The 12,247-nt window shown below is 58.2% G+C and carries 11 protein-coding genes; 4 read left to right on the plus strand and 7 right to left on the minus strand.

Features of this window, described 5'->3' with window-relative positions; genetic code table 11:
* Window positions 1-131: 131 nt before the first annotated feature.
* The gene (locus Q0864_RS01185; RefSeq protein WP_298565367.1) at window positions 132-1,703 is read left to right on the plus strand and encodes a bifunctional metallophosphatase/5'-nucleotidase; all 1,572 of its coding nucleotides are present in this window, start codon (window positions 132-134) and stop codon (window positions 1,701-1,703) included.
* A 112-nt stretch (window positions 1,704-1,815) separates the two neighbouring features.
* Here Q0864_RS01185 and Q0864_RS01190 read toward each other — a convergent pair whose 3' ends face one another.
* Entirely contained in the window at window positions 1,816-2,370 is a 555-nt protein-coding gene (locus Q0864_RS01190; protein ID WP_298565370.1) for a flavodoxin family protein, read from the minus strand.
* A 54-nt stretch (window positions 2,371-2,424) separates the two neighbouring features.
* Between Q0864_RS01190 and Q0864_RS01195 the strand changes: the two genes are divergently transcribed.
* Both Q0864_RS01195 and Q0864_RS01200 read left to right on the plus strand, forming a co-directional pair.
* Window positions 2,425-3,096, plus strand: a complete 672-nt coding sequence (locus Q0864_RS01195; protein WP_298565371.1) for an SOS response-associated peptidase — start codon at window positions 2,425-2,427, stop codon at window positions 3,094-3,096.
* 84 nt (window positions 3,097-3,180) lie between these two features.
* Window positions 3,181-4,707, plus strand: a complete 1,527-nt coding sequence (locus Q0864_RS01200; protein ID WP_298565373.1) for a malonyl-CoA synthase — start codon at window positions 3,181-3,183, stop codon at window positions 4,705-4,707.
* Here Q0864_RS01200 and Q0864_RS01205 read toward each other — a convergent pair.
* Genes Q0864_RS01205 through Q0864_RS01230 form a run of 6 tightly spaced genes read right to left on the minus strand, consistent with a single transcriptional unit; the run spans window position 4,704 to window position 11,380 of the window.
* The gene (locus tag Q0864_RS01205; protein ID WP_298565375.1) at window positions 4,704-6,032 is read right to left on the minus strand and encodes an FAD-dependent oxidoreductase; all 1,329 of its coding nucleotides are present in this window, start codon (window positions 6,030-6,032) and stop codon (window positions 4,704-4,706) included. The two genes, Q0864_RS01200 and Q0864_RS01205, sit on opposite strands and share 4 nt — an antisense overlap.
* A gap of 5 nt (window positions 6,033-6,037) precedes the next feature.
* Window positions 6,038-7,384, minus strand: a complete 1,347-nt coding sequence (locus tag Q0864_RS01210) for a glutamine synthetase family protein (protein WP_298565376.1) — start codon at window positions 7,382-7,384, stop codon at window positions 6,038-6,040.
* Window positions 7,381-8,193, minus strand: a complete 813-nt coding sequence (locus Q0864_RS01215) for an ABC transporter permease (RefSeq protein ID WP_298565378.1) — start codon at window positions 8,191-8,193, stop codon at window positions 7,381-7,383. The genes Q0864_RS01210 and Q0864_RS01215 overlap by 4 nt, the downstream gene beginning before the upstream one ends.
* Window positions 8,190-9,080 carry an ABC transporter permease subunit gene (locus Q0864_RS01220; protein ID WP_298565379.1) on the minus strand — a complete coding sequence of 297 codons (891 nt, stop codon included), beginning with the start codon at window positions 9,078-9,080 and terminating at the stop codon, window positions 8,190-8,192. The genes Q0864_RS01215 and Q0864_RS01220 overlap by 4 nt, the downstream gene beginning before the upstream one ends.
* Entirely contained in the window at window positions 9,077-10,249 is a 1,173-nt protein-coding gene (locus Q0864_RS01225) for an ABC transporter ATP-binding protein (RefSeq protein WP_298565381.1), read from the minus strand. The genes Q0864_RS01220 and Q0864_RS01225 overlap by 4 nt, the downstream gene beginning before the upstream one ends.
* 45 nt (window positions 10,250-10,294) lie before the next feature.
* Window positions 10,295-11,380, minus strand: coding sequence for a polyamine ABC transporter substrate-binding protein (locus Q0864_RS01230; protein WP_298565383.1), 1,086 nt, complete (start codon window positions 11,378-11,380; stop codon window positions 10,295-10,297).
* A gap of 165 nt (window positions 11,381-11,545) precedes the next feature.
* Between Q0864_RS01230 and Q0864_RS01235 the strand changes: the two genes are divergently transcribed.
* Window positions 11,546-12,205 carry a GntR family transcriptional regulator gene (locus Q0864_RS01235; RefSeq protein WP_298565384.1) on the plus strand — a complete coding sequence of 220 codons (660 nt, stop codon included), beginning with the start codon at window positions 11,546-11,548 and terminating at the stop codon, window positions 12,203-12,205.
* Window positions 12,206-12,247: the final 42 nt, after the last annotated feature.

A 12,247-nucleotide genomic window follows, 5' to 3' on the forward strand; every position in this document is an offset into this window, starting at 1 on the left:
TCTGCACAAAAGCCTCGCATTTTGTCCGCATCCTTCCCGTTACGTCAACGTGCTGTGCAGATCGTGATCTTTGACAAGGTGACCCGACTCGCGTCACCTTGTTTGCAGACCATTAAAACCAGGGGGATCCCATGATTACGCGTTTCATGACTACGGTTGCGGCATTGGCCGTTACGGCTGGCACAGCGGCGGCAGACTATACGTTGACTGTTCTGCACACGAATGACTTCCATGCCCGTTTCGAACCGATCAGCAAATACGATTCCGGCTGCTCCGCGGAAGACAACACTGCGGGCGAATGTTTTGGCGGCTCTGCACGCCTTGTCAGCGCCATCGCCGAGGCGCGCGCGCGCTCGAACAACTCGATCCTTGTGGATGGAGGCGACCAGTTCCAGGGCACGCTGTTTTATACGTATTACAAGGGCAAGCTTGCCGCCGAAATGATGAACAAGATGGGCTATGACGCGATGACCGTGGGCAACCACGAGTTTGACGACGGCCCCGAAGTTCTGCGTGGCTTTATGGATGCGGTAGATTTCCCGGTCCTGATGTCGAACGCTGATGTCTCGGGTGAGCCGCTGTTGGCGGGCGAACTTGCGAAATCGACCGTGATCGAGCGCGGCGGTGAAAAACTGGGTCTGATCGGTCTGACACCACAAGACACCGACGAACTTGCCAGCCCCGGAGACAAGATCGTCTTCACTGATCCGGTTGGCGCGGTGCAGGGAGAGGTCGATAAACTGACCGAAATGGGTGTGAACAAGATTATCGTGCTGAGCCATTCGGGCTATGGCGTCGATCAGAAAGTGGCGGCCGGCACGACGGGCGTGGACATCATTGTGGGTGGGCACACCAACACGCTGCTGTCCAATTCCAACGAGCGCGCCGAAGGGCCGTATCCGACCATGGTCGGGTCGACCGCGATCGTGTCCGCCTATGCCTACGGCAAGTTTCTGGGCGAACTGAACGTCACCTTTGACGACGACGGCAACATCACCGAGGCCAAGGGTGAGCCGATCATCATGGACGCCGCCGTCACTGAGGATGAAGCAACCGTTGCGCGCATTGCCGAAGCTGCGGCACCGCTGGATGAGATCCGCAACAAGGTCGTGGCCCAAACCTCCGAAATGATCGACGGCGAACGGGGGTCGTGCCGCGCGCAGGAATGCGCGATGGGCAACCTCATTGCTGATGCGATGCTGGCGCGTGTGAAGGATCAGGGCATCCAGATCGCGCTGCAAAACGGTGGTGGCATCCGGGCTTCGATCGACGCGGGCGAAGTGACGATGGGCGAAGTCCTGACGGTGCTGCCCTTCCAAAACACGCTGTCCACCTTCCAGGTCAGCGGTGGAACCATCCTTGAGGCGCTTGAAAACGGCGTAAGCCAGTATGAAGAGGCCGCCGGCCGCTTCCCGCAAGTGGCGGGTATGAAATACACCTTTGATCCGGCGAAACCGGCAGGCGAGCGTGTGTCGGACGTGATGGTGATGGAGGGCGATGCCTTTGCACCAATCGACCCGGCCAAAACCTATGGCGTTGTTTCCAACAACTATGTTCGAAACGGCGGAGACGGCTACAAGATGTTCCGGTCGGCAGAAAACGCCTATGATTTCGGCCCAGACCTTGCGGATGTAACGGCCGAGTATCTGGCCAATATGGGAGCGATGGCACCCGTGCTTGATGGGCGCATCACCAAGAAATAAGGTGGTTGATCACCTGACCAAGCCTCCGTCGGGAAACTGGCGGGGGCTTTTTCACGCGGTGTCGCGCGCTGATCGCGGCGAAACGGCGCTGGCCATCACTGTGTCGGCGCGGTTACCGCGCCCAACGGCGCGTCGCCGCGTCAACCCGTGCACCGAAGCGACGGGCGGTGTCCAGATCGTCTTCGAGCAGGTCTTCTTCCGCTCCAAGCTGCTCGGTCACCATCAATCCCAGCCAACTTCCGTCGCGGTTCACGCCGGGCTTGTCAGGATTGGCGGGCGCGCCGATTTCGGCTTGCCCAACCCAGACCATGCCCATCTGGGCAGCAAACACCGAAAGCCGTTGCAAGGTCGCCAGCTTATCGCCCGACGGATGGATCGCCGTGGTAAACCCAGCGGCCAGCTTGTCGACCCAGATCGCGTGTTCCCATCGCTCAGCCGCGTCCTCAAGGAACATGCTGAACCGTGCGGCAGCGGATCCCATATAGGTGGGCGCCCCAAAGATGATGGCATCGGCGCGATCGAGTGCTTGCCAATCAAGGGCTGTCATATCCGCCACGTCGATAAGCTGGGTGTCGCTCGCGGCTGTCCCCTCTGCGATGGCAGAAGCGATCCGTTCCGTGTGTCCAAAGCCTGAGAAATAAGGCAGGCAGATCAAAGTGTTTTTCATGCAGCCAAGATGACGAAACTGGCGGCGAAGTCAAAGGCAAGCTAGGATCGCCCCATGTGTGGACGTATCGCCGTGACCCTTCCGCCCGACGCGATGGCGCAGCTCTTCTCGGCGCAACCATCGAACAACTTGCCGTCGGTGCCCAACTTTAATGTGTGCCCCACAACGCAAGTTTCGGTTGTGTCCTTGATGGGTGGCGCGCGGCGCTTGGCCCCGATGCGCTGGGGGTTTGTGCCAAGCTGGTATAAGGCACTCAATGATGGGCCGTTGTTGATCAACGCCCGCGCCGAAACCATCGCCGAAAAACCCGCGTTTCGTGCAGCCTGCCGGACCCGCCGCTGCCTTGTCCCGATGGACGGGTTCTATGAATGGCTGCGAGACGGTGATCGGAAGCTGCCCTATTTCGTCACCCGAAAAGACCGCGCGCCTTTGGTCTGCGCTGGCATTTGGCAGGACTGGGACCACGACGGCGAAACACTGTCGAGCTTTGCCATCGTCACAACGGATGCCCCCGCACCCTTGTCCAGCATTCATCACAGATGTCCGGTGGTGATTGACCGCGATCACTGGGGCAAGTGGTTGGGCGAGGACGGACACGGCGCGGCGGTCCTGATGGTGCCGCCGGCTGATGATGTGCTTGTCATGCGCCGTGTCTCGACGAAGGTGAATTCCAACCGGGCGACCGGGCCGCAATTGATTGAACCCATTGAAGACGAAGCGCTTTAATCGGGCGCGTGGATATGGCTAACTTGGGCAAGAGCAAACGAAGCAGCCTGCGTGGCGATCACGCGCGCGTCAAAGAGGACCGCAATGTACGACGATAACTATCTGGCCCGTGCTATTTCACGGGCCTCGGACGGGCGCCATGACGCGATCTTTCTGTTTGATCAGCAGATGGGCAGACCCCAAAGTTATGGGGCGTTCTGGGCCAACGCAGAAAGGATGGCGGCCGCCTTGGTGGCGCTGGGTTTGGTGCCGGGTGATCGCGTCGCCGTTCAGGCCCCGAAAGAGATTGCAATGCTGGAGCTTTACGTCGGCACTGTTCTGGCGGGAGGCGTGTTCTTACCGCTGAACACGGCCTATACCTCGGACGAGGTGAGCTATTTTCTGGGCGATGCCACCCCGCGCGTCTTCGTGTGCGCACCTGAAGCGCTTGAGGCGTTAACCCCTGTCGCCCAAAGCGCAGGCGTGGCGCATATTCTGACGTTGGGGGCTGGAGAGCAAGGCACGCTGGTCGCCGCACGCGACGCGCAAGCTTCTGGGTTCACGCCCATCACACGCGACCCGCTGGACCTCGCCGCGATCCTCTATACCTCGGGCACGACAGGGCGATCGAAAGGGGCGATGTTGACCCATCGGGCGTTGGCCTCAAACAGCGAAACGCTCAGTGATTACTGGCGGTTTACCGACACAGACGTTTTGATCCACGCGCTTCCAATCTTCCACACCCATGGCTTGTTCGTCGCGACCAACGTGACGTTGATGTGCGGCGGATCAGCGGTCTTTCTGCCGGGGTTCGATGCCGACGCAATCATCGCCGCCATGCCGCAGGCGACCGCGTTGATGGGCGTGCCGACCTACTATACCCGGCTATTGAAAGATCCGCGTTTGGCGGATGCGTCAAAGAATATGCGGCTGTTTGTGTCAGGCTCGGCCCCGCTTTTGACGGAAACTCACGACCGGTGGCGCGAGGTTACGGGCCACGCAATCCTAGAGCGTTACGGTATGACCGAGACGAACATGAACACCTCGAACCCCTATGATGGCGACCGCCGCGCGGGGACAGTGGGCCTGCCACTGCCGGGGGTCGAGGTCAAAGTCTGTGACCCCGACACTGGCGCGACCTTGCCCGAGGGTGAAATTGGCGTGCTTGAAGTGCGCGGCGACAACGTCTTTGCGGGCTATTGGCAGATGCCCGACAAAACCGCCGAAGAACTGCGGCCTGATGGGTGGTTCATCACCGGCGATCTGGCGATGATCGACGCAGATGGCTATGTTACCATCGTCGGGCGCGGCAAGGATTTGATCATCACAGGCGGCTTCAATGTCTACCCGAAAGAGGTTGAAGCCGTCATCGACGATCTGCCCGGCGTGCTGGAAAGCGCCGTCATCGGCGTGCCGCATGAGGACTTCGGTGAAGGCGTGGTCGCCGTGGTCGTCGCGCAGCCGGGCGCGTCCATGGATGAAGCCGCAATCATGGCGGGCGTTGCGGGGAAACTCGCCAAGTTCAAACAGCCCAAGCGCGTAATCATCGTGGACGAGCTGCCCCGCAACACGATGGGTAAAGTGCAGAAAAACGTGATGCGCCAGACCTATGCGGATGTGCTGAAAACTTAGGGCTTGGGTGGTGGACCATCCTTCAGGCGGTAACCCAACATGGCCCCATGCAAATAGCTGCGTCGCAGCCGGGGGAACGGAAAGCGGGGCAGGGTGCGGGTATGGACGGGGAGCTCGACCCCGCGCCCAAGTGCCATATCCGCCAGCCGTGCGCCCACCCACGTGCCCATCGCGACCCCGTTGCCGTGATAGTTCATGCCAGCCCAAGCATTGTCCCAATCGCCGACCGGGCCAGCATAGGGCAACAGATCGCGCGAAAGGCTGACGAGGCCTGACCAGAAATGAGGCGTTTCGATCCCCGCCCAGGCTGGGAACATAGACGCGAGTTCTCTGTTCAGGCGCGCGCGCATTGCGGCTTGCCCCTGCGCGCTTGCCCCCACATTTCCGCGCGCACCGAACAGGAAACGCCGGTCGGGCAAAAGGCGGAAATAATGCAGCAGGTGGCGGCTGTCATAGGCCATCAGATCGGTGGTCCAGCCTTGCGCGGCGATCTCGTCTTCGTTCAGCGAACGGGTCACGAGGATGTTGGATTGCAACGGCAGGTATCGCCCGGTCATCCAATCCGGCAGGCCGTCGGTGCCATACCCGTTCGTGGCGAGGATCAGCTTTTGGGTGGTCAGTCGTCCGGTTGGCGTTTCAAGCAGATAACCGTTGCCCGTTCGGGTGATGTGCACCACCGGGCTATCTGCATGAACGGTTACTCCGGCGTTGCGGGCTGCGTCAGCTAGGCCAGACGCATATTTTCCGGGGTTTAGGGCAAAGCCCAACGGCACATGAAGCCCGCCATGAAAGGTGCCAGCCATGCCGCGTGCGGCCAGTTCAGCGCGTTCGATCAGCGTGGCACTTACGCCATAGGCTGCCCATTCTTCCTGTTCAGCGCGCAGATCGGACATGATGCGGGGATGGTGGGCCAGTTGCAGTTCACCATTGGAATGGGTGTCGGCATCTATGTCGTGGGTGTCCAGAAGGTGGGCCACAAGATCAATCGCATCGCGCTGGGCGTTGATATAGGCCTGTGCTGCGCCCGCGCCAAAGCGTTTTCGGATTGCGCCAAGGCCCAGCTTGTCGCCGCCGATGCAGCAAAACCCGCCATTGCGACCGGACGCGCCCCAACCTGGGCTTTTGGCTTCCAACAGCGTGACCTGAACGCCCGCTTGCGCCAAGTGAAGCGCGGCAGAGAGACCGGTATAGCCACCGCCGATAACCGCCGCTTCAGCGCGGGCATCACCTTCCAGCGACGGCCAATTCCCTTGTGGCACGGGCCAGATACATTCGGCCCGTGCGGCGCCGGAATACGCGTAGTCTTCGTAAATACGGCGCGTCATGGGCCTTAGAGGCGGCCAAGATAGGCGCGATATTCAACATGACTGATTTCATTGGTCAGTTGGTCGATTTCATCCAATCGCACAGCGGAATAGATGTCGCGGTAGCGTTCGCCAAAGATGTCGGCGGCGATGTCGGATTGCGAGAACCGGTCGACAGCGCGGATCCAGTCTGCGGTCAAACGTGGTGCGGTCTCGGCGTTTGGGTCATCCAAGGGCAACGGCAGGTCTGGTTTCGTTTCCAACCCATGCAGAATGCCGCCGAGAATGGCGGTGATGACCAGATAGGGGTTCACATCCGCCCCTGCGATGCGGTGCTCCAGCCTTGCGCCGGGGCCCGAGACCTCGGGCAGGCGGACACCGGCGGCGCGGTTGTCATAGCCCCAATCGGGGGCCGAGGGGGCAAAGCTCATCGGGCGATAGCGGCGATAGGAGTTCAGGTGCGGTGCAAAGATGGCCTGCAGATCGCGCATGGTGTCAAGCGACCCACCCACCGCTGCGCGCAGCGTATCAGACGCCTCTCCGCTGCCATCGTCAAAGATGTTCTTGCCCTCACGATCCACGACCGAGGCGTGCAGATGCATCCCATTGCCGGGGTGATCGGCATAGGGTTTGGCCATAAACGTGGCCTCCATCCCGTGATTGCGTGCGACACCGCGCACCAGCCGCTTGAACAACAACGCCGTGTCGGCGGCCTTCATCACGTCATCGGTATGGTGGAAGTTCACCTCGAACTGACCGGGGCCGTATTCGGCGATCAGTGTGTCGGTGGCGATACCTTGAATGGCCGAAACCTCAAGAATGTCGTCCAACACATCTTGGGTGCGTTCCAGCACCTCAAGGTCATAGTTCTGCGCGTCCGGGCTGCGGTCGGGCGGGGTTGGGGGTTCGTCTTCGCTCTGGCGCGGTTGGATCAGATAGAATTCCAGCTCGCTCGCCAAGACAGGATGCCAACCTTTGTCGTGGAACCGGTCAACCATGTTTGCCAGCAACTTGCGCGAGGATAATTCACTGATCTTGCCGGTATCCGGGTCAAGCATTTCGACCTGAACCTGCGCCATGTTGCCTTTGGCCCACGGCACTGGTTTCAGCGATCCGGGGATCGGCACGATGCGTCCGTCCGGGTCGCCGACAACGATGCCCAACCCGGTTTCTGACACCTCTGCGCCCAAGATATTCGGCACATAGGTCGAATGGGGCAGGCGCACGGCACCTTCCGTCAGCTTCTTTTCGTCATCGCCCGGCAGCCATTTGCCCCGCAGAACGGCATTGATGTCACACAACATCAGCTCAAGCCGGTCCGGTCGGCCATGGGTTTTGCAATACTGCGCGTATTCCTCAAGAAAATCGCTCATAGGATGGCCTCTTGTTCGTCTTTCTGACGTTTGGCAATGGATCGTTTCGAGGTGAGCGAGGCACCAATCACACCCACTGTCACAAGGCCGATCATGATCGTGGACAGGGCGTTGATTTCAGGACTGACCCCCAGACGCACCGCCGAGAAGATTTTAATCGGCAAAGTCGTCGAGCTTGGGCCCGAGGTGAACGAGGCGATCACCAGATCGTCCAGCGATAGGGTGAAGGCCAACAGCCAACCCGATACGACCGCGGGCATGATGATGGGCAAGGTGACAAGGCGAAACGCCTCAAACCCCGTGCAGCCCAGATCAAGCGCGGCCTCTTCCAGTGACTGGTCGAAGGTCACAAGGCGCGATGACACCACGACCGACACAAAACACATCGAGAATGTGGTGTGTGCCAGCACGATCGTCAGCACCCCACGATCCAACCCGATTGCGATGAACAGCAAAAGCAGCGACAGACCGGTGATGACTTCAGGCATCACGAGGGGCGCATAGATCATGCCCGAAAACACTGTGCGACCGGGGAAGCGGCCCGCCCGCACCATGACATAAGCGGCCATGGTGCCCAAAACGGTGGCAATGGACGACGACATCACAGCCACTTTCAGCGTGACCCATGCCGCGTCCAGAAACGCCTCGTTGCGGAACAGCTCGCCATACCACTTGGTCGAAAAGCCCGACCAGACGGTGACAAGTTTGCCTGCGTTGAACGAATAGGTGATCAGAATGATCATCGGGATATAGAGGAACGCAAAGCCCAGCGTCAGGGATGCGGTGTTGAACCAGGATAGACGCCTCATTTCTCGGCCTCCCGCTGTTTTTCTTCGTTCCGTTGGAACAGAACGATGGGGATGATCAGAAGCAGCAAAAGGACGACGGCGACCGCAGAGGCAACCGGCCAGTCGCGGTTCGAGAAGAACTCCTCCCACAAGACCTTACCGATCATCAGGGTTTTCGATCCGCCCAGAAGGGCCGGGATGACAAACTCACCCATGGCCGGGATGAAGACGAGGAACGATCCCGCGATGATCCCCTGCTTGGACAGCGGCATCGTCACCAGCCAGAAGGCTTTCAGGCGGGAACATCCCAGATCCTCGGCCGCTTCCAGCAGGCTTTCGTCCAGCCGTTCCAGCGCCGAATAGATCGGTAGGACCATGAATGGCAAATAGGTGTAAACGATGCCGATATAGACGGCGAGGTTGGTGTTCAGGATGACCAGCGGTTCCTGAATAACGCCCAGATACATCAAAAGCTGGTTCAACAGCCCCTCGTTCGACAGGATCGCTTTCCACGAATAAACGCGGATCAGGAAGCTGGTCCAGAATGGCAGGATGATCAACATCATCAGGGTCGGGCGCCATTCGTCCGGCGCGCGGCTCATCCCATAGGCGATGGGATAGCCGACCATCAGCGTCAGAATGGTCGAGATGATGGCGATCTTCAGGCTGGACAGATACGCCTTCCAGTAAAGATCATCCGAGGCGAGCCAGAAGTAGTTTTCCAGATCAAGCGCAATCCACCAGGCCTTGATGCCTTCCCACCCTTGCGAGATATCAAGCGTCGGGGTGTAGGGCGGAATGGCCAGTGCGGTGTCTGACAGGCTGATTTTCAGCACGATCAGGAACGGCACCAGAAACAGGGCGAGAAGCCACAGATAGGGGACAGAGATCAGGCCAAAGCGTTTCATTGGTTCAACACCACGCCGGCCGTGTCGGTGAAGCTAAGCCAGACCTTTTCTTCCCACGTGATCTGGCGGCGTTGGATGCGTCTTGTGTTGGCGACCTGCGCTTTGATCGTTTCACCCGAGGCAGTCTCGATCACATAAGTGGACATGTTGCCAAGATAGGCGATGTCCAGAACCTTGCCCTTGATCACGTTCGTCTGATCCTTGGGGCGTGAGGTATAGATGCTGAGTTTTTCGGGCCGCACCGCCAAGGTCGCAACCGCGCCTGCTTCTATTTCGCTGCGTGCGATACCTGTGAGTTCTGATTGCCCTTCGGCCCAACTGATGGACGCATGCCCTTCGCTGGTCTTGGTCACATTGCCCCTGATCAGGTTCACGTCGCCAATGAAGTCCGCCACATAGATGGATTTCGGTTCTTCATAAATCTTCGAAGGCGTATCCACCTGAATGATTTTGCCATGATCCATCACAGCGATCCGGCTGGCGACGGTCATCGCCTCTTCCTGGTCGTGGGTCACGATCACGAAGGTGGTGCCGGTCTTTTCCTGAATGTCCATCAGTTCAAACTGGGTGTCTTGGCGCAGCTTTTTGTCCAGCGCGCCAAGCGGTTCGTCCAAGAGCAGCAGTTTCGGAGCTTTCGCCAGTGACCGCGCAAGCGCGACGCGCTGGCGTTGACCGCCCGAGATTTGATGCGGTTTGCGGTTGGCGAATTTGTTCAATTGGACAAGAGACAGCATTTCCTCGACGCGCGCTTCGATCTTGTCTTTTGGCTGTTTGTCGCGTTTCAAGCCGAACGCGATGTTCTCAGCCACCGACAGGTGCGGAAACAGCGCATAGCTTTGAAACATCATGTTCACGGCGCGCTTGTTTGGCGGGATGTGGGCGACATCCTGACCGTCGATCAGAATTTTGCCTTCGGTCGGGGTTTCAAATCCCGCCAGCATCCGCATCATCGTGGTCTTGCCACAGCCCGACGGCCCCAACAGCGCAAAAAACTCTTGCGCGTAGATGTCGATCGACAGGTCGTCGATCGCCGTAAAATCACCCCAGCGCTTGGTGACATTCTGAAACTGGATCAACGGTTTGGCCTGGGGATCTTGCCAGGGTGCGAAAACAGAGACCGGTGCGGTGGCGGTGTCAGACATGATAACCTCGGAAGGGGAAAAAGGCATCTCCCCCCGCCTGTTTTCACAAGCGGGGGGAGCAGGTGTTCAGGTTTAGGTGCCTGATTTGATCTTGGTCCACATACGCGTCAGCACACGCTGAACCTTCGATTCATAGGGTGATTTGGTATAGAGATTCTTGACCGTTTCTTCACCCGGATAAATTGCCGGATCGCCGATAACGTCTTCAAGCAGGAACTCCTGGCTCGCTTTGTTGCCATTGGCGTAATAGACGTAGTTCGACGCCGCAGCCATGTTTTCCGCATCCATGATGAAGTTCAGGAACTTGTGTGCTGCCTCCGGGTTTGGCGCATCCGTTGGGATCGCCATTTGGTCAAACCACATAAGCGAACCTTCTTCGAATGCATTATATGCAATTTCCACGCCGTTATCGGCTTCTGCAGCGCGGTCGCGAGCTTGCAAGACATCGCCAGACCAACCGACAGCTACGCAGATGTCCCCATTGGCCAGCGCGTTAATGTATTCGGAGCTGTGGAATTTTTGAATGTAGGGGCGGACAGCCATCAGGACGGGTTCGACCTTTGCAATCACATCTGGATCGGCGCTGTCTGGATTTTCACCCAAATATTTCAAAGCCATTGGGATGATCTCGGTGGGGGCATCCAGAAAATGCACGCCACATTCTGCCAGTTTTTCCATGTTTGCTGGATTAAGCACCAGCTCCATGCTGTCGATTGGTGCGTCGTCACCCAGAATCTCTGTCACTTTGCCAACGTTAACGCCAAGACCTGTTGTGCCCCACATATAGTTGATCGCATATTCATTGCCGGGGTCGTATTGCGCGGTGCGCTCTTCAATCACGTCCCACATATTGGCGATATTCGGCAGCTGGGATTTGTCCAGCTTTTGGAAAGCACCAGCGGTGATCTGGCGTTGCAGAAAATCTGCGGTGGGCACAACGACATCATAGCCCGAGCCACCGGCCAGCATCTTGGTTTCCAGAACTTCGTTTGAATCGAATACGTCATAGACCAGATCAATCCCGGTCTCTTCTTCAAATTTCGCCAACAGATCTTCGTCGATATAGTCGGACCAGTTATAGACGCGCACTTCTTCGGCCATGGCGGCGCTTGCCCCCAGTGCGGCGGCGATGCCGAACGTTACCCAAGTCTTCTTCATGTTTGGTTCTCCCTGATTTTGAGGTTTGACCCTCGATTGGCTACATTTGATCAAAAAAAAGCCCATCGCGCAATATGGTAATATTTTTCGAGACGTAGTAGTTTGCTTCCAAAGATTATCTTTCGTGCCACAATAGGCAAAACATTTGTGTCAGACGGAGGTCACATGGCCGAGAAACCTGTGAAGCTGCCCGATCACCAGCGTGTTTACCGCAAACTTCGCGAGATGATTCTTTTCGGAGAACTTGCACCGGGGCAGCCCGTCACCATTCAAGGACTTGTTGGCACGCTAGGTGTTGGCATGACACCGGTGCGCGAAGCTATTCGGCGGCTCACATCCGAAGGTGCGCTGGTCTTCAAGGGAAATCGCCGTGTGTCCGTGCCTGAACCCGGTATGGCTCAGTGGGATGAAATCGCGTTTGCACGGCTTTGTATCGAGCCTGAATTGGCAAGAAAGGCAACAATCAAGATCACAAGCGACGCATTGGCGCGGTTGGCGGACTATGATGACCACCTGAATGCGGCGATCGATCGTGGCGATGTGCGCGGCTATCTTGAAAACAATTACCGCTTTCATGCGTTTCTGTATGATCAGGCCGAAACCGAAGTGCTTTCTTCGATTGCCAACATGCTTTGGCTGCGCGCCGGGCCGTCCTTGCGGGTGGTGCTGGGGCGCTATGGCACCGCGAACCTGCCCGACAAGCACGCAGAGGCAATGGAGGCGATCAAGGCTGGTGACGCCGATGCAGTCGCAGCCGCGATCCGTGGCGATATCGAACAGGGAATCGCCCAAGTTCGTGAAACGCTGATGGCCGAAAAGATTTGATCAGATTCTTCTCTGGACGTTGACACTCCGATTTTTGATCAT

It is taken from the genome of uncultured Aliiroseovarius sp., assembly GCF_947497285.1.
Classification (GTDB): domain Bacteria; phylum Pseudomonadota; class Alphaproteobacteria; order Rhodobacterales; family Rhodobacteraceae; genus Aliiroseovarius.

Bases quoted from the DNA above. Each gene is read 5' to 3' on its own strand.
- Q0864_RS01185 (WP_298565367.1), top strand. From the start codon at position 132: ATGATTACGCGTTTCATGACTACGGTTGCGGCATTGGCCGTTACGGCT.
- Q0864_RS01190 (WP_298565370.1), bottom strand. From the start codon at position 2,370: ATGAAAAACACTTTGATCTGCCTGCCTTATTTCTCAGGCTTTGGACAC.
- Q0864_RS01195 (WP_298565371.1), top strand. From the start codon at position 2,425: ATGTGTGGACGTATCGCCGTGACCCTTCCGCCCGACGCGATGGCGCAG.
- Q0864_RS01200 (WP_298565373.1), top strand. From the start codon at position 3,181: ATGTACGACGATAACTATCTGGCCCGTGCTATTTCACGGGCCTCGGAC.
- Q0864_RS01205 (WP_298565375.1), bottom strand. From the start codon at position 6,032: ATGACGCGCCGTATTTACGAAGACTACGCGTATTCCGGCGCCGCACGG.
- Q0864_RS01210 (WP_298565376.1), bottom strand. From the start codon at position 7,384: ATGAGCGATTTTCTTGAGGAATACGCGCAGTATTGCAAAACCCATGGC.
- Q0864_RS01215 (WP_298565378.1), bottom strand. From the start codon at position 8,193: ATGAGGCGTCTATCCTGGTTCAACACCGCATCCCTGACGCTGGGCTTT.
- Q0864_RS01220 (WP_298565379.1), bottom strand. From the start codon at position 9,080: ATGAAACGCTTTGGCCTGATCTCTGTCCCCTATCTGTGGCTTCTCGCC.
- Q0864_RS01225 (WP_298565381.1), bottom strand. From the start codon at position 10,249: ATGCCTTTTTCCCCTTCCGAGGTTATCATGTCTGACACCGCCACCGCA.
- Q0864_RS01230 (WP_298565383.1), bottom strand. From the start codon at position 11,380: ATGAAGAAGACTTGGGTAACGTTCGGCATCGCCGCCGCACTGGGGGCA.
- Q0864_RS01235 (WP_298565384.1), top strand. From the start codon at position 11,546: ATGGCCGAGAAACCTGTGAAGCTGCCCGATCACCAGCGTGTTTACCGC.